Genomic DNA, 26488 nt, shown 5'->3' with positions numbered 1-26488 from the left:
TCCTTTTATTCTTGTTTGAAAGACACTGCCTGACGATGAATCTCGGGCTGATAGAACTGTAGGGGAATCGGCAGACGCAGCGGACACAGATTTGTCGTGCGAATGTCACAGGGTTGTTGCGCCCGAGGACACCGTTGGCGATCAGCGATAGATGAACCGGTTGACGACGTTTTCGAGCATTTCCTGCCTGCCGCTGACAGCCTGCGGATTCAATTCGTTGGCGAAGGCATGTTCGGCCAATGATTGAAGGTTGAACTCACCCGTCAGCACCGCCTGCCCGAACGGCTGCTGCCAGCCGGCGTAGCGTTGATCCTTGAGCAACTGAAGCTGGTCGTCTTGCACCATGGCGGCTGCCCGCTCCAGGGACTGCGCGAGGACGTCCATTGCGCCGACGTGGCCGTGGAACAGATCGATCTCATCGAGGCTCTGGCGGCGAACCTTGGAGTCGAAGTTGTAGCCACCATTGGTGAAACCGCCGGCCTTGAGAATTTCATAGGTGGCCAGGGTCATTTCTTCGACGCTATTGGGGAATTGATCGGTGTCCCAGCCGTTTTGCGGATCACCGCGGTTGGCGTCGATGCTGCCGAAAATTCCCAGCGATACGGCCGTCGCAATCTCGTGATGAAAGCTATGACCTGCCAGGGTCGCGTGGTTGGCCTCGATGTTGACCTTGATTTCCTTTTCCAGGCCGAACTGTTGAAGAAAGCCAAACACGGTGGCGCTGTCGTAATCGTATTGGTGCTTGGTCGGCTCCTGCGGCTTGGGTTCGATCAGCAGGTCGCCTTTGAAACCGATCTTGTGCTTGTGCTCGACCACCATGCGCATGAAGCGGCCCAGTTGCTCGCGTTCACGTTTCAAATCGGTATTGAGCAGGGTTTCGTAGCCTTCGCGACCGCCCCACAACACGTAGTTGGAGCCTTTCAGGCGTTGGGTCGCGTTCATGGCGCTGAAGACCTGGGCTGCGGCGAAGGCGAACACTTCGGGGTCCGGATTGCTGGCGGCGCCGGCGGCAAAGCGCGGATTGCTGAAGCAGTTGGCGGTGCCCCACAGCAGCTTGATGCCGCTTTCTTCCTGGTGTCGCTCCAGGTGATCAATCATCTGCGCGAAGTGGTTGCGGTACTCCTTCAGCGAATTGCCTTCCGGGGCGACATCCGTGTCATGGAAGCAGTAATAATCGATACCCAGTTTGGAGAAGAACTCGAATGCGGCTTCTGCCTTGCCAATGGCCAGTTCCATCGGGTCGCCGGCATGTTGCCATGGGCGCTTGAATGTACCTGCACCGAACACATCGGAACCTGGCCAGACGAAGGTGTGCCAATAACAGGCAGCCATGCGCAGGTGTTCGCGCATGGGTTTGCCGAGGATGACTTTGTCGGCGTCATAGTGGCGGAAGGCGAGGGGAGAATCGCTGGCAGGGCCTTCGTAGCGTATCTTGTCGACATCGGGGAAGTACTGCATGGGCAATGACCTTGTTGTTCTTGGCGGTGTCTCGATACTAGCAACGGCCCCCTGCCTGCTGATTATGAAAATCACCAAAGCAGGGTGCGATTTTGCGTATTGAGATTCGTCGCCTGCGCGCCTAGTCTGTGCAAACCGCCTCCGTGACAGGGGCCCCGGAACAAGCCTAAAAACAATGAAAACAGTACCGCCTGTTCACCGCATCGCACTGTTGTTCAACGGGAGCAAGATCTATGACCGGGGCATCATCAGCGGCATCGGCGACTACCTGAGCAGCACCCGCGCGTCCTGGGACCTGTTCCTGGAAGAGGACTTTCTCTGCCGGTTGAAGGGGATCGAGCGCTGGCAAGGTGACGGGATCATTGCCGACTTCGACGATCCGCTGATTGGCGAGGCGCTGGCCGACATCAAGTTGCCGGTGGTGGCAGTGGGGGGGTCCTATCAGGATGAACGCGCCTACCCGAAAGGCATTCCTTACGTCGCCACCGACAATAACGCACTGATCACCCTGGCTTACGAACACTTGATCGAGGCGGGGCTGCAGCGTTTTGCCTGCTTCAGCCTGCCTGAAGCGCAGGCCAATCGTTGGGCCCAGGAACGGGAAAAATCCTTTCGACGATTGATGCAACGTGACGGCTTGCACGCCGAGGTCTATCGCGGCATGGGCACCAGCGCACCGCTCTGGGACAGCGCCGTCGAACAACTGATCGCCTGGCTGCAAAGCCTGCCAAAGCCCATCGGTATCATCGCCGTCAGTGATGCCCGCGCCCGGCAGTTGCTGCAAGCCTGCCTCACCGCCGGAATCGCCGTGCCGGAGCAGGTGGCGTTGATCGGTATCGACAACGACCCCCTGACACGCAGCCTGACCCGTGTCCCCCTGAGCTCGGTCATCCAGGGCACCGAAACCATGGGCCGCACCGCCGCGCAACTACTGCACCAGATGCTGCACGGCATGCCGTCCATGGGCACACAAATCCTGATCCCGCCGGATGCGGTCAACGTGCAGGTGTCGAGTTTGCACCAACCGCTGGGCAACCCCTACGTCATGCAAGCGCTGCTGTTCATCCGCCAATATGCGTGCCAGGGCATCAAGACCGCGCAAGTGGCGGCTTATGTCGGCGTCTCGCGTTCATCGCTGGAATCGCACTTTCGAACTGAGCGAGGCTGCAGCGTGCACGACGAGATTCTGCGTTTCAAATTGGCGGCGGCCACCAGCGGGCTGGAAAATACCGACACCGCAATTGCGGACGTTGCCCGCACCTGCGGTTTCAAATCTGCACAATATCTACACTCGGTGTTTCGTCGCGAGTTTGGCTGTACGCCTCGTGAATATCAGCAGGGTGCACGGTATGAGCGGTCGTCCGCTTCTGGACGATAACGGCCCATGAAGGGTGGTTTTCGGCCATTGTCCAGTCATGGGTGGCCGCCATCAACCCTTAATGGACGTTCGACCGCGGCTGTCATGCAGCAAACGGTCAGTCTCGGTCTTGACCACCAGATAGCACTCGCAACTGAGCTGTTCCAGGCGGGGGCGGTCGAGTACCGTGATCTGCCCTCGGCTGTACTCGATGACGCCCTGGCGCTGCAGTTTGCCGGCTGCTTCGGTGACGCCTTCGCGGCGTACGCCGAGCATGTTGGCGATCAGTTCCTGGGTCATGTTCAGGCGGTTGCCGGGCAGGCGATCGAGCGATAACAGCAGCCATCGACACAATTGCTGATCGATCGAGTGATGGCGATTGCACAGCGCGGTCTGGGACATTTGCGTGATCAGCGCCTGGGTGTAACGCAGCATCAGCAGGAGCAGGTCGCCGTGGCGGTTGAACTCTTTCTTGAGCTTTTGCCCCGGCAGGCGAAAGGCAACACCGGCACTCTGTACCACCGCCCGGCTGGAAGTGCTTTCGCCGCCCATGAACAGGGCGATGCCGATCAAGCCTTCATTGCCGACCACGGCAATTTCCGCGGACGAGCCGTTTTCCGTGACGTGCAGCAGCGAAACGATGGCGTCGGTCGGGAAGTAAACGTGGCGCAGGGTATCCCCCGGTTCATACAGCACATCACCCAGCCCGAGGCTGACCTGCTCCAGATGCGGAACCAGGCGCTGCAGGTCGTCGGCTGGCAGCGCCGCGAGCAGGTGATTGTGGGTTGGCTGGGGGGAAGCAGGCATGGACAGGACACCGTGGCGCGAGTGAGTACCGAGTCAGGGTACTCCCATGCACGCCGCGGCTGGGGATCAATGTCTACTCATCGACCGCATGCGCGTACTCCAGCGTCTGAGGCCCGGGCAGGCGGGCGCGGCAATCGACCCGAACCCAACGCTCCAGGCCATCGTCTTCCAGCGTCAGCACATTGCCGTTCAGCGGCTGGCCGTCGAGGGTCATCGAGGTGCGGGCCGAACTGCCCTGACGCACATCGAAGTGGTAAAAGGTGCTGCCGAAGCGGTAGTGCAACTTGAAGCCCGGCCAGTCGGCGGGTATCAACGGTTCAAGGCACAGCGTACGACCGCTGCGTTGCACGCCGAGCAATGACTCGACAATCAGCCGATACATCCAGCCGGCCGACCCGGTGTACCAGGTCCAGCCGCCTCGCCCGGCATGGGGCGGGGCGCCGTAGACGTCGGCTGCCATGACATAGGGCTCGACCTTGTAAGTGTCTATTCGCGCGACGTTGCCAGGGGCGGCGGGATTGATCAGGTTCAGCACCTCCCACGCTTTGCCGGCATCCCCCAATTGCGCGAACGCCATGCCCGCCCAAACGGCCGCGTGGGTGTACTGCCCGCCATTCTCGCGCACGCCGGGGACGTAGCCCTTGATGTAGCCCGGGTCCAGCGCCCCCTTGTCAAACGGTGGGTCGAGCAGCAGCACGGCGCGGATGTCGCGTTTGATCAGATGCTGGTCCAGTGCCTGCATGGCCTTGATCTGGCGCTCGGCAGAACCGGCCCCGGAAAGCACCGACCAGCTTTGTGCAATGGAGTCGATGCGACATTCTTCGTTGCTCGCCGAGCCGAGCAGTTGCCCGTCGTCGAACCAGGCTCGGCGGTACCATGCGCCGTCCCAGGCGCTGTGCTCAAGATTGTGTTGCAGTGCCGCGGCGCTGTCGCTGCAGCGTTTGGCGAAGGCCTGATCACCTTGCAGGCGGGCGATCAGCGCAAATTGCATCAACACCTGGTGGCTGAAGAAACCCAGCCAGACACTTTCACCTTCTCCCAGATGGCCGACGCGATTCATGCCATCGTTCCAGTCGCCGGAGCCCATCAGCGGCAGCCCGTGCTGGCCACGGAGCAGGCTATGTTCGATGGCACGCACGCAGTGTTGGTACAGAGACTCTTGCAGCGGCGAAGCCCCCGGGAGGTCGTAGTAAGACTCTTCGCCGGCTGACAATTGGCGTCCTTCCAGGTAGCCGGTGCGCTCTTCCAGTACAGCCACGTCCCCAGTCATTTCGACGTAGCGGTTGGTGGCCGCCACCAGCCACAGGAAGTCATCGGAGCAAGCAGTGCGAACCCCTCGGTTCATCGGCGGGTGCCACCAATGCTGCACGTCACCCTCTGCATACTGATGAGCGGCGCACAGCAACAGATGGGCACGCACGGCCGCCGGATCGGCATGGATCATTGCCATGCTGTCCTGCAACTGATCGCGAAAGCCGATGGCGCCGCCCGACTGGTAGAAACCGCTGCGGGCCTGGAAGCGGCAGGCGATGACCTGATACATCAACCAGCCGTTGACCATGACATCGACCGCCGGCGCAGCGGTTTCAATACGTATGGCCCCGAGCAAGGAGCGCCAGTGTTCGCGGACCTGGTGCAATTGTTCGGCGGCGACCATGTTGCCCCGATAGCGCTGCACCAGTTGGCTGGCGGCGTTGCTCGAGGTGGCCGCGCCCAGGCGCAGGATGACTTCCTTGCTCTGGCCATCGACGAGCTCGACCGACACTTGCAGGGCCGCACAAGGGTCCAGCCCGCCGCCCACGCGCCCGGACAATCCGGCGTGTTGCATCGCTGCCGGCGAGGCCAGGGTGCCGCTACGTCCAACAAATTCCGTACGGTCACCGCTGACACCGTGATCGACCGTGTCGGTGTCGAAGAACGCCACGCGCTCGGAAAATTCCACCGAGTAGGCGTTGCGGGCGAAGAGGGCGCCTGTGGCCGGATCGGATTGGGTGACCACATGCATCGCCGACTTGCTGCGCAGATCGCCCAGCACCCATTCCACATACCCGGTGACCGACAGTGACCGGCTGCGTCCCGAGCGGTTGCTCAGCAGTAGCCGCATGAACTTGATCGGTGCGTCCAGCGCCACGTAGATCCACAGCTCGCTGTAGATGCCGTCTTCTTCATGTTCGAACACGCTGTAACCGAAACCATGGCGGGTCTGGTAGGGGCCTTTGCCGGGGCAGGGTAAAGGTGCGGCAGACCAGAAGTGCCCGGTCTCTTCATCCCGCAGATAAATGGCTTCACCGCCGCGATCGGTGACCGGGTCGTTGTGCCAGGGCGTGAGGCGATACTCATGGGCGTTTTCGGCCCAGGTGTAGGCGCTACCGGTCTCCGAGACCACCGTGCCAAATTGTGCATTGGCAATCACATTGACCCATGGCGCCGGCGTCGATTGGCTCGCCAGCCCGCTGATGATGTATTCACTGCCATCGGCGCTGAATCCGCCATACGCGTTGTCCAGTAGCAGTGCTGAAGGTTTGGGCCAAGCCACGGCCGGGCTCGCTTGATAATTGCGCATTGCAATGAAGGGCGCGTGCACCGGCGATACCTTGCGGCGATGAATCTGTTCGGCGAGGCTGCCGGAACCTTCATTCAGTACCAGTCTGGCGGCCGAGAGCACCAGCACGCGATCTTCGTTCGATAGCTGTTGCACCGCACGCACAAAAATCCCCCCCGGACGATCCACCAGCGTGGCTTCACTGCCTAAGGTGATCAGGCCCATGATCGCGTCCTGCAGTTGCTGGCGATAGCCGGCCTGGTCTTCGTTCCAGATCAACAGGTCGACCACCAGTCCTTTTTGCCGCCAGTAGGCGTGGGCCTGGATCAACTGCCGCACCAGGGCGATGTTGTCCAGGCTCTGGATTTGCAGCAAGACGATGGGCAGGTCGCCGGAGATGACCTGACCCCAGAGCCCCGACTGATTGCGCCGATTGGCGATCAGTACGGCGTTGTCGGCGCGCATCGAGGCGTTCGCATACAGCAGCGACGAGGCCATCTGTTCGAACAGCCGGGCGTCGGCCAACGAGATGTTGAGCTGGCGCAGGAGCACCTGGCTATGGGTCCAGGACAGGTCGAACACCCGGTCGGCGAGGTGGCGGTCGCGGTATTTGTTGATCAGGTAGAGGCAGTCAGCACGGGTGTCGGCGACGCCGGTGACCAGGTCGATGGTGGCCTGCTGGCCGGGTTGCAGGGTAAACCGGCAGCGGATTGCGACCACCGGGTCCAGCACCGGGCCTGCGCTGCCGGACAAGTCCAGGCAATCGGCATCGAGCGCCGCCGGTGAGACCAGGCTGCGCCCGCGGCCAATGAACCGGGCACGGTCGGTTTCATAGGAGATCGCCTTGATGTCCACGCCGTGTGCCGCCAGCAAATGGCACATCCACGGCGTCGCTTCGTCGCTGGATCGTGGACGGCGGCTGCAGACAATCGCCTGGAGCTCCGGCAGCAGTTCGGTTTGCACGAACAGCTTGCTGAACGCCGGATGCATGGCATCGCTGGCCGTGGATGTCAGCACCACCTCGGCATAGGTGGTGATTTCAAGCGTCCTGGCCGCTGATGCGCGGTTGGTGACCCGCAGGCGGCGCAGTTCGATGTCGTCCTCAGGCGAGACGACAATCTCCAGGTGAGTGTCGAAATCCAGGTTGCGCGCCCGGAACTCTGCACGGGAGTCACTGAAGATAGCCTCATGACTCTCGGGTTGTTGCAACGTTGGCTGATGCGCGGCCGACCAGACCGCATTGGACTGCACATCGCGCAAGTAGCAGAACATTCCCCAGTTGTCCTGGGACGTGTCTTCCTGCCAACGGGTGACGGCCATGTCGTGGCGGCGGCTGTAGCCACCGCCACCGCTGGTGAGCATGACGTGGTAGCGACCGTTGGACAGCAACTGCACGGCGGGACGTTTACTGCCCGGGTCAGCGAACACCCTAAGCCCGGTGTCCTGGCCCAGGCCTTCATCACCGAGCACGGGCGACTGTGCGGTTTGCAGGTACGGCGCAGCGGATTTCGGCACCCGTTCCTGCAACAGCAAGAGGGCTGATTGCAGCGCCGGGTCAGCCTCGAATCGTCGTTGCATGGGTTGATCGAGCAAGCGACTGGTCAAGGCCAGCAGGCTCATGCCCTGGTGGTGAGCCATGAACGAGCGGACCACGGCGTTGCTCTGGCCGCGCGGTAAGCGAGCCTCGGTGTAGTCCACCGCTTCATATAAACCGAACCGTCCCGACGAGCCTTGCTGGGCGAGCCGTTGCAGGTTCACGCAAGCCGCATCGGCGTTGACCATCAACGCCAGGGCGCTGGCGTAGGGGGCGATGACCACGTCATTGCTCAACCCGCGCTGAAGCCCAAGGGCCTGAACGCCGAAGGCGCGATACTGGTAATTCAAATGCGCATCGAGGGTGTAATAACCCGACTCCGAAACGCCCCACGGAATGCCCAGCAAATCGCCGTGTTCGATCTGTACCGCTACCGCGGCGCGGCAAGTCTGGTCCAGCAGGCTGCCGTCATAGTTGGGCATGACCAGCATGGGCATCAGGTATTCAAACATCGAACCCGACCAGGACAGCAACGTCGGCACCCCCGCGTTCTCCCCCAGAAGCCTGCCCAGGGTGAACCAGGCACGCTGGGGGATTTGTCCTTGAGCGATGACCACGTAATTGGTCAGCCGCACTTCGGAGGCCAGCAAGTCGTAGTAACCGCTGTCGAGCCTGAGTTCCTCGGCGTTGTAACCGATGACGAACAGGTCGCGCTGATTGTCGTAAAGCAATGAAAAGTCCATCTGCGCCAGCGATGACGACAGCAACGCGAGCCGCTCCAGATCTTCCATCCGCTTGCCGGCGATACGGCGCACCTGTTCGATTTGAACGTGATGCTCGGCTGCCCAGTCAGCGGGGTTCAGCGCGGCCCATTGGCGCAAGGTGCCAGGCGGATGCATGGCGGCCAGCGGGGCGGGGAGGCGAAAGCGCTGCAGTTCTTCTGTCCAGTCGCTGCATTGACGCAGAAACGTTTCGCGCCAGTAGAGGCTTTCCTCGTCGGTGTCTGCGGGGCTGTCGTCTACCCTCAGGCGGGCCGTGTTCAGCAGGTCTGTCAGAGCATCGGTTGTCTCTACTGGTGAGGCATGCTCAAGAGCTTTTGTCAGTGGGTTCAGGGCGGTTTCATCCGCGCCCGAGGCGCGCCGGGCATCTGCCAGGATGTTCAGGGTATCGCGCAGGCCTTTGACCACGGAGGGGCCGAACATCGGAGCGTCAGCAAGCTGCCTCAGGCCGACGCTCAAGGTCAGCAGCAGCCCCGCCAGGTTGCCGCTGTCGACGGTGGAGACGTAATGCGGGTGCAGCGGCTCCAGGGTCTGCGTGTCGTACCAGTTGTAGAAGTGCTGCCGATAACGCTCCAGGCCGTCCATGCTGTCCAGCGATGCCGCCAGTCGCGACAGCAACCGTTCGGTGCTCAAGTAACCGAAGTCGTGCGCGGCCAGATGCGCCAGCAGGGACATGCCCATGTTGGTCGGCGAGGTGCGATGGGCAATCGCGGGCTTCGGTTCTTCCTGCACGTTGTCCGGTGGCAGCCAGTGATCCTCAGGCCCGACGTATTGATCGAAGAACGCCCAGGTCTTGCGCGCCAGCAACCGCAGGAAACGCAATTGGTCCGCCGACGGTGCGAAGGTCGACTGCCCGGGGGGCGAGCTGAGTCGCCAGGCGATCCACGGCCCCGCCAGCCATGCCAGCAGCAGCGGACTGGCGATGGCCAGCGTCTGTGGGTTATCCGCCAGCAAGCCCAGTGAAACCAGGACCACCAGCGGCTGAATCCACATCTGCCGATAGAGAGCGGACAGCCGGTTTTCAGTGGCACGCTCCACCTCCCGCGAGGGTTGCCATTGCAACAGCAGGCGTCGGCTGAAGCCGATTCGCCACAGCGAGCGCAGGAGCGCATCGGCGTTGTAGAACATCTCGAAGGGCAGCCACGCGAGGGTCAGACCAGCCCGGGCCAGGTCCTGCCCCAGATCGCCGAGCACCGCGCGCACGTATTGGCCGTAGGGCACATCGGCGACGGGTTGCATCAGGTCGGTCACCGCCCGCAGCAACGGTTGAATCACCAGCAGCCCGATCACGGTGAGCGACCAGTTGAAAGGCGCGCTGCTGGCAAACCAGCCCCATGACAGCATCAGCACCAGCGCCAGCGGTTCCAGGCTGCGGCGCAGGTTGTCGAGAATCTTCCAGCGCGCCATCACGCTCAGCCGGTTGTGCACCCAATTGCCGTCGGCGTTGCGTACCCAGGGCAGTGTCCACGGCAGCAGTTGCCAGTCGCCGCGAACCCAGCGATGGCGGCGTTTGACATCGGCCCCGAAGCGCGAGGGGTATTGCTCGTAGAGTTGCACATCGCTGAGCAGCCCGGAGCGGGCATAACAGCCTTCGATCAGGTCGTGGCTGAGGATCTGGTTGTCCGGCAGGCAGCCTTCCAGGGCGCCGGTGAACGCATCCACGTCGTAGATGCCCTTGCCGATGAACGAGCCTTGCTGGAACAGGTCCTGATAAACGTCTGACACTGCCCGGGTGTAAGGGTCTACCCCGGCGTCGCTGCCAAACAGTCGGGCGTAGACCGAGCGCGTGGCGCTGGTCAGGCTGATGCCTACTCGCGGTTGCAACACCGCGTAGCCGGAGACGATCTGCTCACCGGCACGATCAAACAACGGCCGATTCAACGGGTGCATCATCGCCGCCACGCATTGGCGGGCGACATCGCGGGGCAGCAGGGTGTCGGTGTCCAGGGTGATCACGTAACGCACCGTGCTCAACGGGGTGATGTCGCCGACGATGGCATCGAAACGGTCCTGCCCCTGGCCACGCAACAGGGCGTTGAGCTCGATCAGCTTGCCGCGTTTGCGCTCATGCCCCATCCACACCCGTTCGCTCGCGTTCCAGCGCCGCGGCCGGTGCAGCAGAAAGAAGCGGTCGCTGAGGCCGTCCGCGTATTTCTGGTTGAGCAGGGTGATTGCACGGCTGGCCTGGGTCAGCAGTTCGGCATCCTGGGGCTCGGTTTCTTGCGCGGCATCGAGAAAATCGCTGAGCAAGGCGAAATACAGGTTGTTGTCGCGGTTGGCCAGAAAGCGCACTTCAAGGCCTTCCACCAGTTCGTCCACGTCGGCCAGGCTGGCAATCAGCGTCGGGATCACCACCAGGCTTCTCGCCTCATCGGGAATACCCCCGGCGTAATCCATTTTCGGCAATACCGCCGGCACCAGACTGAACGTCACCAACCAATTGATCAGGCTGATCGCCAGTCGACTGGTCATGACCAGGCAGGGGATCGCCAGTAACAGAAGCGCCGCATCTGCCATCCCGTCGCGCCACGCGGAGGCCAGCAGTGGCCAGGCGAAGATGAGCGTGAGAAAAGCCACCGGCGCCAGGTAAAACATCAGTGGCGACAGCTGCAACAAACGGTTCCAGCGCTCATGGAGTGGCACCCGGGCGCCAAGTCGTCGCTCCAGCGTGGGCAGGCCTGCGCTGATCAGGTAATACCCGACGTGGCGGGCCAGCACTGGGCAGTCAACCTTGGCCTGTGCGCTGGCGGCGAGGTTGATCGCGGTGCGGGCGACCTGGATTTCCGAATGTTGGGGACTTCTTCGGGCGAGGCGCTCAATGACATGCCGATAGCTGTCCCGGGTGCTGAAATCCATCGCCGGATAAACGGCCGCCGGGTCTTCCCTGAGTATCTGATCGACATGACTCATCGACTCGACGAACTCGCGCCAGTCAGTGGCGGACAAGAAACGCAGGCTGGCGATGCTGTTGCTGATGGACACCTGGTCCGCTGACTGTTGTTGCGCGTCGAGCTGCACCTGGCGTTCGATGCTCGACCCGGTCTCGCTGAGCAGTTGCTCGATCCAGTTCAAGGGCAGGGCCAGGGCAGTGCTCTGGCCCTGCAGGCGGCGGGTGAACTCGGCGACAAAGGCGGCGGTGATGGGTGGCGCGGAGCGGGCCATGTCGGCCACGGTCAACACCACGCTCTTGATGTCGCGTTCCGAGGTTTCGATCAGGCGCTCGGCCCAGTCATCGGCCATATTGCGGTCATCGGCGTTGGCCATGACCCGCGAGGCCACTCGCCGCAGGTTTTCGATCAGCGCCAGACGCAACATGATCGGTACCGCCCACAGCTCGCCCAGCGCTAGGGGCATCACGGTCTGATAGGAAACAATGAAGCGGCACAGGCTTTGTTCATCAACGCGACCGTCGCCATGGGAAATGGTCTCCAGTGCGATGTCATAGACCCGAGGCAGCCCGGCGGACGGGCCGTTGATCAGGCGTGGCAACTCGCGGCTGTAGCCTTTGGGCAGGTGCGAGCGGGCGGTTCGAATGTGCTCTTCGACCAGAAAGAAGTTGTCCAGCAACCATTCCGCTGCGGGCGTTACCCGTCGGCTGGACAACTGCGCGTTGGACAGCGCGGTACAACTGCGTTTGAGTAATTGCTCGTTGTCATCGAGCCTGCGCAGCATCGAGTCCCGCGAGGACAGGGAGGTCAGACGATGCTGCCCGGCCAGGGTGATGCCGTGGCTGGCCATCTGATCGGCACTGAAAAGCTCCGAGCGCAAGATCGGCTCGTACTTGAATTTAGGTGGGGAAAATTGTCCGGTTCGCCAAAAGCCAGGCGAGCGAGTAAACACCCTTTGGATGCGTGTCCATATGCTGTTCATAAGGTCCTGTGCCAGAAACGCACGCCTGAAATTGCGCGCATTTGAAAGGTGCGCCAACGCATTGCGCCAGCACCGAGCAGCGCCTTTTTGACGTGGCTTTTCAGCTTCGAGTGTGAGGGGCAGGAGGGCGGTTGGTCTGTTCGTTAGCGAACATAGCGAGCGATCTGGAGAAACAGGCCCGCCGAAGCAGTGATCCAACAATTGGGCGCTGGACGGGGCACGGGTTCATGAGGTTTGTTAAATATTGCTAATACATGGAGTTATTCCTGAGAGGAATTCAGTGCATGAAATTAATGAATTTTTATTATGGAAAGGTCTGCCTTAACTTGGTTCAAGGACATGGAGAACCACCTTGAAATCATTACCGCTCAACCCAGCTGAAAAATTTGATACCGCACGGGCCAATGAGTACGGACGCCAGAGCCGTATTGCACTCGCGGGGTATGACGCCTGTCATGACCTTGCTGCCTGCATGCTGGCGGCAAGCCTCAGCACGACAGCCTCGGCGAAGATACTGATCGTTGGCGCTGGAGGCACGGCGCAGGAAATCATTGCCATGGCAACCCTGGAACCGGGTTGGCGCTTCACGGCGGTTGATCCATCCGAACCCATGCTGGAGTCAGCGAAGCATCAGTTAAAGCTGAACAACTTGCTTGAAAGAACGGACCTGCATCTGGGGCACATTGAAGATCTCGACGCAGACCAGTCCTACGATGCCGCTACGTTGATCGGTGTCCTGCATCATCTGGAGGGGGATGATGCCAAACACCAACTGTTGCAATCCATTCGCGCTCATCTGAAGCCGGGTGCGCCGTTGATTGTCGCGGGCAACCAATACGCTTATGCCAGCCAACCGCTATTGCTGGCCGCTTGGGGCCAGCGGTGGCGGCAGCAGGGGGCTGGCCCGGATGAGGTGAAAGTCAAACTGGGGAAAATCCTCCAGGGCGCTGATCCGCCACATTCTGAGGCAGCGGTGCAAAAACTGCTGAACGACGCCGGATTCGGGGACGCGACACGTTTTTTCAGCAGCTTGTTCTGGGGGGCTTGGTTGACGTTTAAAAGGGTTTGAAACTCTTTCCCGGTAACCCGTGAAGTACCTTTTTAAGTAATCCGAGGAGGGGGAATTACGAATTTGTTTTAAATGTGGAACAAGAGTCTGGGTTTACTAGACTGAGATGTGCCGATTGCCCACCCATCGAGGTTGAGGACGAGCGCCTTGCCCACATCCCAGTTCTTCCTCACCCTGATGCTTGCACTGATTCTCGCTGGCTGCGTCACCACACGCTTGCCCCGTGACTTCAGCGAGGCAATACCCGCTGCTGATTCGGCTTTCGGGCGCTCGATCCAGGCAGAGGCCGCCCGGCATCAGGGACGCTCGGGTTTTCGCCTGCTGCCGAATAGCAGTGAAGCGTTCCGCGCGCGTGCCGAGTTGATCCGCAACGCGCAGAAAAGCATCGATGTGCAGTACTACATTGTGCATAACGGGCTGAGCACCCGGGCACTGGTACGTGAAATGCTGCTGGCCGCCGATCGTGGCGTACGGGTTCGCCTACTGCTCGATGACACCGCCAGCGACGGTCAGGAAGAAGTCATCGCGACCCTGGCCGTGCACCCGAACATCCATGTCCGTGTCTTCAATCCTCTGCATCTCGGGCGCAGCACCCTGGTCACCCGCACCATGGGCCGACTGCTCAATCTGTCCCAACAGCACCGGCGCATGCATAACAAACTGTGGCTGGCCGACAACAGCGCGGCGATCGTCGGCGGGCGCAACCTGGGGGATGAATATTTCGATGCCAAGCCCGACCTCAATTTCACCGACATGGACCTGTTGTGCTTCGGCCCGGTTTCCGAGCAATTGGGCCATAGCTTCGATCAATACTGGAACAGCGCCCTGAGCCAGCCGATCAGTGACTTCCTGATCAACAAGCCGACAGCCGAAGACTTGACCCAGAGCCGCCAACGCCTGGAGCAATCGCTGCAGAGCACCCGGATCGAAAACAAGGCCCTGTTCGACCACCTCATGACCTACCGGACGCAACCGCAACTCGCGACCTGGCGTCGGCAGCTTATCTGGGCGCATGCCACGGCAATGTGGGATGCCCCGAGCAAAGTACTGGCCGATGGCGAACCAAACCGCGCGCTATTGATGGCCACACAACTGCGGCCTGAACTCGACAGCGTCAACAAGGAGCTGATCCTGATCTCGGCGTATTTCGTCCCGCAACAGCCGGGCATGCGCTACCTGCTCGGGCGTGCCGACGCCGGTGTTGATGTGCGGCTGCTGACCAACTCACTGGAAGCCACCGATGTACCGGCAGTGCACGGCGGCTATGCGCCTTACCGCAAAACCCTGCTCGAACATGGCGTGAAGCTCTATGAGCTGCGGCGCCAGCCGGACGATCCCGGTGGCGGCTCTTCCTTTGGTTTCAGCGGTGGTTCGGACTCCAGCTTGCACACCAAGGCCATGATCCTCGACAAGCAGAAGGTGTTCATCGGTTCCTTCAATTTCGACCCGCGTTCGGTGTTCTGGAATACGGAGGTCGGGGTGCTGGTCGACAGCCCTGAATTGGCGGGCTACATGCGCAAGCTGGCGGAGGAGGGCATGGCACCGGCCGTGAGTTACCAGGCTCGCCTGGAAAACGGCGAAATCGTCTGGATCGCCGAAGACGACGGCCGCCTGTATACCCTGCGCAAAGAACCCGGCGGCAAATGGCGCAGCTTCAAAGCCTGGCTCAGCGACGCGATTGGTCTGGAGAAAATGCTTTAGATCGAACGAGTGGAAAAAGGGGGACAGATTACAAGTTCTGTCCCCCTTTTTCCTTTCACTGTCCCGTCCTGAATAAGGTTTACACCTTCTGACCCATTCTCAGGAGGGAGTAATGAATACGGGAGAAAGGCGCAGTCAGCGTGATTACACGCTGACCTTTAAATTGTCGGTCGTCGATCAGGTCGAAAAAGGCGAGTTGAGTTATAAAGAGGCTCAAGAGCGCTATGGCATTCAGGGTAAAACGACCGTACTGAACTGGTTACGCAGGCATGGTCGGCAGGACTGGAGTCAAGGCGCGTCCATTCGCTCCAAGAGACCCCGTTCCATGGATGAGCCCGATAAACCGCTGACACCCGAACAGCGAATCAAAGAGCTTGAAGAAAAGCTTGCCCAAGCCAACCAGAAAGCTCAGTTTTTCGAAGCCGTCGTTGACGTTTTGAAGAACGACTTCGGTGTTTCTGTCGTAAAAAAGCGATCCGGCAAGTCCTCTCCCAAGGGCAGATCCAAGGCCTGAGCATCAGTAGGGCTTGCCAGTTCATGGGGATTTCCCGTCAGGCTTATTACAAGCGCAACCGGGCGTGTGATGCCCGGGCCTGTCATGCCCAGGAAGTGATGGGATTCGTGAGGGAAAAGCGACTTAGGCAGCCGCGCCTTGGCACCCGAAAACTTCACAATCTAATGCGCACTGAGCCAGAAGTGTCCGTAAAGGTTGGTCGAGACCGTTTATTCGATATCTTGCGAGATCGGCGCGAACTGGTTCCCCGCAGACGGGCCTATCACAAAACGACAGACAGCCATCATCGCTTTCACCGGCATCCAAACCTGCTCAAAGATGGGCCTATTCAGGTAGTCGCCAAGGCGCCAGAGCAAGTATGGGTTGCGGACATCACCTACTTACCGACGCAAACGGGTGTGGCTTATCTGAGTTTGATCACCGATGCGTACTCCCGAAAAATCGTGGGGCACCATGTCCATGAAAGCTTGCACACCGAATCGGTGATCCAGGCGTTCAACAAAGCCCTCAGGCAGCGGACAACGGAGCAACGCCTGGTGCATCACTCGGATAGAGGCGCCCAATACTGCTCCGAGCTTTATCAGCGGCTGCATGCCAAATACGGCATCACCTGCTCAATGACCGATGGCTACGACTGCTACCAAAACGCATTGGCTGAGCGTGTGAACGGGATTTTGAAAAACGAGTTATTGCTGTATCGCCCCAAAGATTTTGCAGAGGCCATCCGGATGGTGGACGAGTCGGTGCAGATCTATAACAACGAGCGGCCTCATCTGTCGCTGAAATACAAAACGCCCGATGCGGTGCATCGGGCGTTTTGAGGCTGAAACAGGTGTAAACCTATTTCAGGACTAGACACACTTACGAGATGAGCGATGGCTCCACTGCGATCACGACTTTGCCTTGAAGGCCGTTGTTGGGACTTTCCAACCGGGCATGGGCGAGCGCCAGGTCGGCGAGTGAATAGACAGCGCCGACGTGTGGCCGCAGCTGACCGCGCTCTATCAAAGCGCTCAATTCATCAAGCTTGCCGCGATTCTGTCGTGTGAAAACGAAGTGATAACTCGCGTTTTTGCCCCAGGCCTGAACGACGTTTTGTGGTTGTGCAATGTCGACGATCGTGACCACGCGGCCAAGTTGCGCGAGCGCGTCGGGGCTGCGCGTCAAGGCGTTGCCGCCGATGGTGTCGAACACGACATCAACGCCACGACCACCCGTTTCCCGCATGACGGCGTCAACGTAATCTTCTTTTTCGTAGTCGATGATCACATCGGCACCCATGTTACGTGCGAACTCAACGTTTGCTTCGCGCACGGTCGTGAACACTTTTGCGCCTATTGCTTTTGCGAGCTGGATCGCCACATGGCCGACCCCTCCGGCACCACCGTGTATAAGAATGCTTTCCCCGACTCTGAGCGCTGCACGCACGACCAGTGCTTCCCACGCCGTCCCACCCACCAGGGTCAGGCTCGCCGCCTCAAGGTGGCTGAGTGAGGCAGGCTTCTTGCCGATAATGTTTTCGGCTGCAACGTGGTACTCGGCATAACTTCCCGGGCCGTCAAATATTTGCGGGGTGTACCAGACCTCGTCTCCTGGAACGAAGTTCGTCACACCCGGCCCAACGGCTTCGACGACGCCGGAAACGTCGTGTCCGGTAATGGTTGGCAGTGGGACCAGGTCGGGGTAGTCGCCACGTCGAACCTGGTAATCCAATGGATTGATGGAGGTGGCATGTACCCGCACCAGGACTTGTCCCGCACGCGGCACCGGCTTGGGCACGTCGCGCAATTCAAATGATTCAGGGCCGCCAAATGCTTTAAGGATCATCGCTTTCATTGTGAAACCTCATATCGATAAAAAGGGATATCGAGATATCTCGATATCATGCGGTAAAAAATTACAGCTCTTTCCCTATGAGCTCAGCAAGAACACGGATGGTTGCTTCGTTTCGCTTGTAGTAGGTCCACTGTCCAATGCGCCTGACTTCGACCAAGCCCACACGCTGCAGCGTTGCAAGGTAGCCAGAGACCGTCGACTGCGACAGTCCGATACCTTGCTGAATACTGCTGACGCAGACGCCCACCACGAGAACGTCACCTTCATCCTGAGGAGGGAAGTTCTTTGCGGGATCCTTCAAACCTTGCAAGATTTCAAGTCGCGTAGGGTTTGAGAGGGCTTTGAAGATTTCGAGTAAGTCCATGAGTCGAGGATATCGAGATTTACCGATATGTCAATACGAAAAATAAGAGCCTCTTCGAGCGTTGAACCCGGCAACTAAAACTTCATGACAATCGGCCAACAGCGCCACACTTCAACCCCGCAAAACCCTCAAAGCTACCGATCAATGGCAGAATCCCCTCACTTTGATCGATTTGGAGAACTCCATGCTTCGTGTGTTTGAACGAAGGCTCGACCCATTTCCTCCTGACGAGGTACCACCGCCACCCGACGGACTGGCCCGCTTCCTGTGGGCCTGTACACGGGGCGCCCGCGGTTACGTCCTTGCGCTTGCGCTGCTCAGCGCCGCGGTGTCGATTTACGAAGCCTGGCTATTTTCCTTCCTCGGGCAGGTCGTGGACTTGCTCTCGACCTGGCAGGCGGGCGGGGAGGCGGCGGCCCAGGAAAGTCGCGTGTTGTGGGGCATGGGCATCGTCATGGTGACCAGTGTCGGGCTGGTGGCGTTGCGCACGATGGTGCAGCACCAGATATTGGCGATTAACTTGCCGCTGCGGTTGCGCTGGGATTTCCATCGTCTGATGCTGCGGCAAAGCCTGTCGTTCTTTTCCGATGAGTTTTCCGGCCGGGTCACCACCAAGGTCATGCAGACGGCGCTGGCGGTGCGCGACGTGCTGTTCACCCTGATCGAGATCGTGCCCGGGATCGGGGTGTACTTCATTGCGATCATCGCCCTGGCCGGCGGCTTTGCGCTGAAACTGATGCTGCCGTTCGTTGCCTGGGTCGTGTTGTTCGCGCTGGCCATGCTGTACTTCGTGCCCCGCTTGGGGAAAGTCGGGCAGGAGCAGGCCAATGCGCGGTCGATGATGACCGGGCGTATCTCGGACGCCTACACCAACATCACGACGGTGAAACTGTTCTCCCACTCCAATCGTGAAGCGCACTTCGCGCGTGCAGCGATGGAGGACTTCAAGCTGACCGGCTTCCGACAGATGCGCCTGGTCAGCCAGTTCGAGATCGTCAACCAGGCGTTGGTGGTAGCGTTGATCATGGGGGCAGGAGGTTATGCGCTGTGGCTATGGCACCAGGGGGAGGTCGGCGCAGGTGCCGTGGCGGCAATCATCGCCATGGCTTTGCGTATCAACGGCATGTCGAACTGGATCATGTGGCAAATGACCTCGCTGTTCGAGAGCATCGGCACCCTGCAGGACGGCATGGCGACGCTGACCCTCGGCACCAAGGTGCAGGACGCGCCGGACGCCAGCGTGCTGGTGACTTCCGGTGGCGCGGTAACCTTCGACAAGGTGAACTTCAACTACAACGGCGAACGCCAGGTGCTCGATGGCCTGAGCCTGAGCATCCGCCCCGGTGAAAAAATCGGCCTGGTTGGCCGCTCCGGCGCCGGCAAATCCACGCTGATCAACTTGCTGCTGCGCTTCTATGACGTCGACAGCGGGGAGATCCGCATCGATGGCCAAAACATCGCACACGTGACGCAAGACAGCCTGCGCAGCGCCATCGGCATGGTCACGCAGGATACCTCGCTGCTGCACCGTTCCATTCGCGACAACATCGCCTATGGCCGTCCGGATGCGACCGACGCGCAAATCCGCAGCGCCGCGGCCAATGCCCAGGCCGATGAATTCATCAGCCAACTGAGCGACCGGCAAGGTCACACCGGCTACGACACCTTGGTGGGCGAGCGGGGCATCAAGTTGTCGGGCGGCCAGCGCCAACGCGTGGCGATTGCCCGGGTGATGCTCAAGAATGCGCCGATCCTGCTGCTTGACGAGGCCACCAGCGCGCTGGACTCGGAAGTCGAGGTGGCCATTCAGGAAAGCCTCGATGAAATGATGCAGGGCAAGACCGTGATCGCCATCGCCCATCGGCTGTCCACGATTGCGGCCATGGACCGGCTGATCGTCATGGATGACGGCCGCATCATCGAGCAGGGCACCCACACCGAATTGCTTGCCAGAAACGGCGTCTATGCGCGGCTGTGGCAGCATCAGAGTGGCGGGTTCCTGGGTGAGGACAAGGGCGTGGTCGAGGCGGTGGATCAGGCTTGAACGAAGGGGCTTTTTAAAAGACCGCAGACGTCATTACTGCAACCGTTGAGCGTTTCGCTGCTGTTTCACCCTGTACATCTCGCGGTCGGCCAGCTTTGTGGCCTCGTCGACAGTCATGCTGCCCGGTGTGACTGCCACGACCCCAACACTCGCGCCGGTGTATTGAATATCACCAAGACCATGGCCCAACTCATATCGGCCTATCGTCGCTTTGGACAGGCGATCCTGAAGCAGGTTGGCGGCATGCTGCATGTCTTTTGCCAGGTCTGAATGTTCGGAGGGCGTACCCAGGGCGATCACGATGAACTCATCGCCTCCCGTACGCCCGATGATGTCGCTGGTTCGAAGGCCATGCTGCAGCTGGGTGGCCAGACCACGCAATAACTCGTCGCCTGCCAGGTGGCCGCGGGTATCGTTGATGAACTTGAACCCATCCAGATCGATGACACCGATCAGTACGTACTTTTTCTCCCGCTGCGCCAAGGCGAACAGGCGTGCGGCATCGTTCAGAATGGCACGCCGGTTGGACAGGCCGGTGAGGGGATCGGTCAAGGCCAGCTTGGTCAACTCGGCGTTGGCAGCCTGGAGTCGCTCAACGAGCAGCCCACGTTCAAGGGCATAGCCCAGCAAACCTGAGAGCAGCTTCAACAAGGGCTCCACTTCAGGAGCGCGGGTCACCTGAGCCGAACTGGCGGCACAGACCGTCCCCAGCACCTGCCCATCCTGGGATCGGATGGGCGCGCTCACGTAAGTTCTGATGCCCAACGCCGCGGCGGCCTCCGAGTCGCCCCAACACTCGGCTACGTTATCCGAGTACATCCGATTCTCATCCAGCGCCCGCTTGCACAGCGTGTCTGCCCACGGCACGACCAGCCCTTCAGGAATCACCATTTCACCGACATTGCGTGCGAACTCGACACGCTGCACACCTTCGTCGGTATCAATGGTCGTCAGATACGTCGACTCCATACCGGTAATCTGGCTGAGCAGGGTCAGCAAGGGACGGGTGAGCTGCTCAAGGGTTTGGGCTTTGGGAATGGTATCGGAGAGAAGGGAAAGAATCTGATCCATTGGGGCGCGCCAATTGCTAAGGGGTATTTCAAGTATCGACTAATTGGCGGAATACTGAACAGTGCAGGGCTTTTACCTCATCGGAGTGAGGCGGCCGCCGGTGCGCGATTTCCGAGTGTTGCTGATCTGGATGTGATGATTTGTCAGGGTCTCATCAGCGAAGCCAGCATGGCTTGAGGAAGCTAGGGCGTAAAGCCCTAGCGGATAGCAGATGTCACTTTTTCTTTTTTGCCGGTTTATCTGCCTTGTCTGATTTCTTGGCCTTATCTGGCTTGCTATCAGCTTTTTTTGCAGATTTCTTCGGTTCGGCGTCTTTTTTCTTGTCTTTCTTGTCGGAATATTTTGAAAGAGCCGAGGCCGCCGCTGATTTCTTTGCCGGTGAAGACTTTTTGCTTTTCAGGTCCTTGCTGGCGCTCGAAGCTTCACTTTTTTTCTTCTCGTCTTTAGCCACGTTGATCACCTCTCGGAGTGTGCCGGTATTGGTACATTGCCTGTGCGAGTTTTCACAAGCTGATCATTAGGCGAGCGGGTCCATCAGCCGTTCAAAGATTTTTACCATTAACATTATCCGCGAAGGCGCGTGGCGTTTGAATTGTCCATAAAACCAAGAGCGTAACGACAAACACTGCTTTCATTTTTATTTTTCAAATGGCGTTGTTGTACAAAACAGACCTGAAACGCGCATACCGTGGAGTTGCCACGGCACATTCAGTTCAGGTGAGCATGAACAGGTTTCAAACCAGGCTGAAAATGCTCGCTTCTCCAGTCTGTATGTCGTACGCAACTAATGCCTCTTGAAAGGCGTCGGCGCTGCAAACGAGTTCACCGTCACTGTTCCAGATGGCAGAACAACCAGCGGCTACAAAATCGTCGGCGGCACCGATACAGTTCGCCATTATCACAGTCATGGAATGCTGTTTCGCAATCATCGGATAATGACTGTAAGCCGACGTAATCCCTCTCTCAGATTTGGCCACGCTTGCCAGGTAAACCTGAGCGCCTGACGCTGCGGCTTGTTCGGCATGGATGGGTTGCAATGACTCATAGCAAATGGCAGGTGCCAGGACAAAATTTGCCTGACTCAGCACAAGCTGTTGGGTGCCTGCGGTGAAAAAAGGTAACTCGTCGGCGTGCAGGTGCTGTTTTGAATAGCGAGTGCGCTCCAGCCCGGGCTGGAAGGTAATCATGCTGATCTCCGTGCCTTGAGTTCCCTTCGTTGGCACACCCACAGCAATGAGCATCCCGTATTGGTCGCTTAATTTCTGGAACTCATCAAAACGGCTATCACACGGATGCACCGCCAAGGCCTCAGCCAGCTTCGGTTCGTAACCGGTGAGGGAAAGCTCGGGAAAGAGCACGAGTTGGGCGCCCTGGCTTGCAGCCAAGTGGATGACATCGATGTGTCTGGTGATGTTTTTTTCGACTTCCCCGGCTACAGGGAGGATCTGCGCAGCGACTAGCTTCATTTCCCGTCTCGCATCCATGTGTTGGGTTAGCTTCGAGAGCGTCTGAGCGGTGCTCAGCCCTTGCTTCAAAGCCAATGCATGCTGCACGAACGTCGGCCATTTGAAAAGTCACCCAAGGCCTGTGTCGTACTGATTAGCCACCCAGTGTCAGTCGTAACTTGTTACGAATGGACGATGGCCATGTGGCCTTGCGCCAATCGGCTTTCATAAAAGCGTAACAAATATGTTGCAGAGTTCGGGAGCCCGTAATCACAAGGATTTTTTCCGATGAAAAGTTTCATGAAGTCTGCTGCGCTCGCCATCACGGTTTCTCTTTGTGCCAGCTCGGTGTCATTCGCTGCGGAAAGCGTTCGCCTGACAGGTTCCGGCGCCAGTTTTCCGGCCCCGATTTACCTCACCTGGTTCAAAGATTTCAGCAAGAAAACCGCTGGCGTGACCGTGGATTACCAATCCAAGGGCAGCGGTGCGGGTGTCCAGGACTTCTTGAACAAAACCGTTGATTTCGCGGCCAGTGACTCGGCAATGAAGGATGAAGACATTGCCAAGGTTGCCGAGGGCGCGCAGTTGCTGCCGATGACAGCGGGTGAAATCGTGCTGGCCTACAACCTGCCGGGCAACCCCAAGGGCCTGAAGCTGCCACGCGACGTTTACTCCAACATCTTTCTGGGCAAGATCACGCGCTGGAACGATCCACAGATCGTCGCCGCCAACCCGGATCTGAAACTGACCGACACACCGATCACCGTGGTCGTACGTGCTGACTCCAGCGGTACCACCGCCGTATTCACCAAGCACCTGGCGGCGATCAACCCGGCGTTCCAGAAAGAGCTGGGTGAAGGCAACACCGTCAACTGGCCGGCCAGCGACAAATTCATCAAATCGCCCAAGAACGATGGTGTGACGGCCACCGTGCGCCAGACCCCGGGCTCGATTGGCTACATCGAATACGGCTTCGCCAAACTGGCCAAGGTTGACTTCGCCCAGTTGCAGAACAAGGCCGGCAATTACGTTGTGCCGAACGCGGAAAGCGGTGCAGAGGCCCTGGCGGCAGTGAAGATGCCTGAAAGCCTGGTGGCCTGGTTGCCTGATCCGGACGGTGCCAAGTCCTACCCGATCACTTCCTACACCTGGATGATCTTCCGCAAGCAAAACGAGAACCCGGCCAAGGCCAAAGCCATGCGTGAAATGGTCGAGTACAGCCTGACTGAAGGTCAGAAAATTGCCGATTCGATGGGTTACATCCCTCTGCCGCCATCGGTTGTCGATCAGGTTCGCAAAGCTTCCGCCAACATCCAGTGACGCTCGCGAGGTCTCTCTCGGCGTGAGCTTATAGCCTCGCCGAGGAGCTTTCCCCTACGCTCCGGAATAGCCCATGATCCAGCCATTTGTCGTACCGGTTAACCCGGATTCTGCTTGCCGTCCACCGTCTACCAAGGATTTTCTGGTTGACCGAACCTTCCGCGCGCTCGCGCGCATTGGTGTGGTTCTTATTCTGGCGCTGGTCTTTGCCTTGGTGTTCGAGGTAGGACGCAAGGCGCTGCCAGGCATGGAGAAACACGGACTCGACGTTCTTTTTGGAACAGTTTGGGACGTGAACCAGGGCAAGTACGGCATTCTGCCGGCCATTTGGGGAACCCTCTACAGCGCTTTCATCGCTTTATTGATAGCTGGCGTTTTCGGCGTCAGCATGGCGATCTTCCTGACCCAGGATTTCCTGCCCGCGCAACTGGCGGCCATTTTTCGCACCATCGTCGAATTGCTCGCGGCCATTCCCAGCGTCGTTTATGGTCTGTGGGGCATCTATGTGGTGATCCCGGCCATTCGGCCCCTCACGGATTGGCTTAACAGCGAACTTGGCTGGATACCTTTTTTCGGTACGACCTTGAGCGGACCGGGACTGTTACCTGCCGCGCTGGTACTGGCCATCATGATTCTGCCGACCATTGCTGCCGTTTCGCAGGATGCCCTCACGGCTGTTCCGATGAAAACCAAACAGGCGGCCTACGGCATGGGGACCACCCATTGGGAAGCGATTCTCAAGGTGATGGTGCCATCCGCTGCGACCGGCATTTTCGGTTCCCTGGTGCTCGGCCTTGGCCGCGCGCTGGGTGAAACCATGGCACTGGCCATGCTGGTGGGCAACGCGAACAATATCTCGCTTTCTCTGTTTGCCCCGGCCAATACGCTGGCGGCCTTGTTGGCGCTGAACTTCCCCGAAGCCGGGCCGAACGAGGTCGAAGTATTGATGTACGCCGCACTGGTACTGATGTTTATCACGCTACTGGTGAACGTCATCGGTTCCATGATCATGGTCTATGCCCAGCGTGGTACTAAATGATGACTGACATCACGTCCTCTGCAGCCGCTTTTCCAAGCCTGCAACGCAAGTTTGAAGGCCGTGCGCTGCGTAGCCTGGTGTTGACCACGCTGGTCTGGGCGGGCGCTCTGGTGGCCAGCGTGCCGCTGATTTCCGTGCTCTATATGTTGATCACACGTGGCGGTGCTCGCCTCAGCCTGGAAGTGTTCACCGAGCTACCGCCGACCGGTTTCGAGACGGGCGGTGGCTTCGGCAACGCGATGGCGGGCACCTTCGTCATGGTCGGTATCGCGGCGGCGATCGCGGTGCCGGTCGGCATCATGGCGGCCATCTTTCTGGCAGAACTGGGACCGGACAGCAAGCTGGCCAACGCTGCACGCTTTGCCGCCAAGATGCTCACGGGGCTGCCATCGATTTTGGCCGGTGTTTTCGCCTACGCCCTGGTGGTGATGACCACCGGTACATACTCGGCACCGGCGGGCGGCGTGGCATTGGCAGTACTGATGCTGCCTATCGTCGTGCTCACGGCTGAAGAGTCGATGCGCATGGTACCCAAGATCATGAAGGATGCCGCCTACGGTATGGGCTGCACCCGCTCGCAGGTGATCTGGAAGATCGTCTTGCCTACCGGCCTGCCGGCGATCCTGACCGGTGTGATGCTCGCGGTTGCACGCGCAGCCGGCGAAACCGCGCCGTTGTTATTTACCGCGCTGTTCAGCAATTACTGGATCTACCACGACGGCAGTCTGGCGGTCATGAATCCGACTGCATCGCTGGCCGTACTGATTTACAACTTCTCCGGCATGCCGTTCGACAATCAGCTTGAGCTCGCTTGGGCGGCCTCACTGGTATTGGTGATGATCGTGCTGATCGTGAATATCGTCAGCCGAATTTTCGGCAAGCCAAAGTTTTAAGAATGGGAGCAAACAGTGTGAACGTATTATCTGCGCAAAAAGTCGCCCCGTTCGAGGCCCAGGCCCCTGTGGTCATGGACTGCAAGCTGGACAAGATTTTCTACGGCAACTTCATGGCCGTGCGTGACAGCCATGTGCCGATCGAAAAAAACAAAATCACTGGATTCATCGGTCCGTCTGGCTGCGGCAAGAGTACGGTGTTGCGCAGCCTCAACCGGATGAATGATCTGGTAAAAGGCTTTCGCTTCGAGGGCCATGTGCATTTCCTTGGGCAAGACGTCTATGGAAAGGGCGTGGATCCAGTGGTCGTGCGCCGCTATATCGGGATGGTGTTTCAACAACCCAACCCGTTCTCGATGAGCATTTTCGATAACGTCGCCTTTGGTCTGCGCCTCAATCGCTACCAGGGCGATCTGGGCGACCGCGTTAAGCACGCCCTGCAGGGCGCGGCGCTGTGGGATGAGGTCAAGGACAAACTCAAAGTCAGCGGCCTGTCCCTTTCCGGTGGCCAGCAGCAACGCCTTTGTATTGCCCGCGCCATCGCGACCGAGCCGGAAGTTCTGTTGCTGGATGAGCCGTGCTCGGCACTCGATCCGATTGCCACCCGCCGTGTTGAAGAATTGATGGTCGAGTTGAAGAAGGATTACACCATCGCGCTGGTCACTCACAACATGCAGCAGGCGATCCGTGTCGCTGACACGACGGCATTTTTCTCGGTGGATATTTCGCAGGGGACGCGTACCGGCTATCTGGTTGAAATGGGTCCCACCGCGCAGATATTCGACAATCCACGCGAACAAATGACGAGCGATTACATCAGCGGCAAATTCAGCTGACCCGCAGTC

17 protein-coding genes are annotated in these 26488 nt (G+C 59.3%); 9 read left to right on the top strand and 8 right to left on the bottom strand.

The window, feature by feature from the left end:
* Positions 1-141: 141 nt before the first annotated feature.
* Positions 142-1458: a xylose isomerase gene (gene xylA, locus KHO07_RS16500; protein ID WP_150732527.1), complete on the bottom strand. Its 1317-nt coding sequence runs from the start codon at positions 1456-1458 to the stop codon at positions 142-144.
* A gap of 175 nt (positions 1459-1633) precedes the next feature.
* On the opposite strand from xylA, the gene KHO07_RS16495 reads away from it, so the two are divergent.
* A complete protein-coding gene (locus KHO07_RS16495; RefSeq protein WP_212624902.1) occupies positions 1634-2836 on the top strand; it encodes a XylR family transcriptional regulator in 1203 nt (400 codons plus the stop codon).
* A 51-nt stretch (positions 2837-2887) separates the two neighbouring features.
* Here KHO07_RS16495 and KHO07_RS16490 read toward each other — a convergent pair whose 3' ends face one another.
* Together KHO07_RS16490 and KHO07_RS16485 are read right to left on the bottom strand one after the other, a co-directional pair.
* A complete protein-coding gene (locus KHO07_RS16490; protein WP_212624901.1) occupies positions 2888-3622 on the bottom strand; it encodes a Crp/Fnr family transcriptional regulator in 735 nt (244 codons plus the stop codon).
* A gap of 73 nt (positions 3623-3695) precedes the next feature.
* Positions 3696-12347 carry a glucoamylase family protein gene (locus tag KHO07_RS16485; RefSeq protein ID WP_212624900.1) on the bottom strand — a complete coding sequence of 2884 codons (8652 nt, stop codon included), beginning with the start codon at positions 12345-12347 and terminating at the stop codon, positions 3696-3698.
* Positions 12348-12699: 352 nt separating this feature from the next.
* On the opposite strand from KHO07_RS16485, the gene KHO07_RS16480 reads away from it, so the two are divergent.
* The 3 genes from KHO07_RS16480 to KHO07_RS16470 all read left to right on the top strand — a co-directional run bounded on the left by KHO07_RS16480 (position 12700) and on the right by KHO07_RS16470 (position 16452).
* A complete protein-coding gene (locus tag KHO07_RS16480; RefSeq protein ID WP_212624899.1) occupies positions 12700-13416 on the top strand; it encodes a class I SAM-dependent methyltransferase in 717 nt (238 codons plus the stop codon).
* A gap of 177 nt (positions 13417-13593) precedes the next feature.
* Positions 13594-15117: a phospholipase D family protein gene (locus KHO07_RS16475; protein ID WP_212627649.1), complete on the top strand. Its 1524-nt coding sequence runs from the start codon at positions 13594-13596 to the stop codon at positions 15115-15117.
* 112 nt (positions 15118-15229) lie between these two features.
* Positions 15230-16452, top strand: a protein-coding gene (locus KHO07_RS16470; protein ID WP_212624898.1) for an IS3 family transposase whose coding sequence is annotated in 2 segments (ribosomal slippage) — positions 15230-15581 and positions 15581-16452 — 1224 coding nt in all. Because the reading frame shifts where the segments join, the coding sequence is not laid out codon by codon here.
* A gap of 40 nt (positions 16453-16492) precedes the next feature.
* Here KHO07_RS16470 and KHO07_RS16465 read toward each other — a convergent pair.
* Both KHO07_RS16465 and KHO07_RS16460 read right to left on the bottom strand, forming a co-directional pair.
* Positions 16493-17467, bottom strand: coding sequence for a zinc-dependent alcohol dehydrogenase family protein (locus KHO07_RS16465; RefSeq protein ID WP_150732536.1), 975 nt, complete (start codon positions 17465-17467; stop codon positions 16493-16495).
* Positions 17468-17528: 61 nt separating this feature from the next.
* Positions 17529-17831 (bottom strand): metalloregulator ArsR/SmtB family transcription factor, encoded by a 303-nt coding sequence (locus tag KHO07_RS16460; protein WP_075945282.1) that lies wholly within the window; start codon positions 17829-17831, stop codon positions 17529-17531.
* Positions 17832-18015: 184 nt separating this feature from the next.
* Here KHO07_RS16460 and KHO07_RS16455 point away from each other — a divergent pair, with 184 nt between their 5' ends.
* Positions 18016-19875 (top strand): ABC transporter ATP-binding protein, encoded by a 1860-nt coding sequence (locus tag KHO07_RS16455; RefSeq protein ID WP_212624897.1) that lies wholly within the window; start codon positions 18016-18018, stop codon positions 19873-19875.
* A gap of 33 nt (positions 19876-19908) precedes the next feature.
* On the opposite strand, the gene KHO07_RS16450 is transcribed toward KHO07_RS16455, so the two are convergent.
* The 3 genes from KHO07_RS16450 to KHO07_RS16440 form a co-directional block, all read right to left on the bottom strand.
* Positions 19909-20946: a GGDEF domain-containing protein gene (locus KHO07_RS16450; RefSeq protein ID WP_212624896.1), complete on the bottom strand. Its 1038-nt coding sequence runs from the start codon at positions 20944-20946 to the stop codon at positions 19909-19911.
* Positions 20947-21160: 214 nt separating this feature from the next.
* Complete coding sequence (locus KHO07_RS16445) at positions 21161-21406, bottom strand: hypothetical protein (protein WP_212624895.1); 246 nt, start codon at positions 21404-21406, stop codon at positions 21161-21163.
* Between the two features lie 274 nt (positions 21407-21680).
* The gene (locus KHO07_RS16440; RefSeq protein ID WP_244858225.1) at positions 21681-22499 is read right to left on the bottom strand and encodes a carbon-nitrogen hydrolase family protein; all 819 of its coding nucleotides are present in this window, start codon (positions 22497-22499) and stop codon (positions 21681-21683) included.
* A 180-nt stretch (positions 22500-22679) separates the two neighbouring features.
* On the opposite strand from KHO07_RS16440, the gene pstS reads away from it, so the two are divergent.
* The 4 genes from pstS to pstB all read left to right on the top strand — a co-directional run bounded on the left by pstS (position 22680) and on the right by pstB (position 26479).
* Complete coding sequence (pstS, locus tag KHO07_RS16435; RefSeq protein WP_150732540.1) at positions 22680-23711, top strand: phosphate ABC transporter substrate-binding protein PstS; 1032 nt, start codon at positions 22680-22682, stop codon at positions 23709-23711.
* Positions 23712-23784: 73 nt separating this feature from the next.
* The gene (gene pstC / locus KHO07_RS16430; RefSeq protein ID WP_150732541.1) at positions 23785-24750 is read left to right on the top strand and encodes a phosphate ABC transporter permease subunit PstC; all 966 of its coding nucleotides are present in this window, start codon (positions 23785-23787) and stop codon (positions 24748-24750) included.
* Positions 24750-25643: a phosphate ABC transporter permease PstA gene (gene pstA / locus KHO07_RS16425; protein ID WP_150732542.1), complete on the top strand. Its 894-nt coding sequence runs from the start codon at positions 24750-24752 to the stop codon at positions 25641-25643. The genes pstC and pstA overlap by 1 nt, the downstream gene beginning before the upstream one ends.
* A gap of 74 nt (positions 25644-25717) precedes the next feature.
* A complete protein-coding gene (gene pstB, locus KHO07_RS16420) occupies positions 25718-26479 on the top strand; it encodes a phosphate ABC transporter ATP-binding protein PstB (protein WP_218232072.1) in 762 nt (253 codons plus the stop codon).
* Positions 26480-26488: the final 9 nt, after the last annotated feature.

The sequence above is a fragment of the Pseudomonas sp. PP3 genome (assembly GCF_905336995.1).
Lineage (GTDB): Bacteria > Pseudomonadota > Gammaproteobacteria > Pseudomonadales > Pseudomonadaceae > Aquipseudomonas > Aquipseudomonas reinekei.
This window is presented reverse-complemented; position numbering and strand designations above follow the sequence as displayed.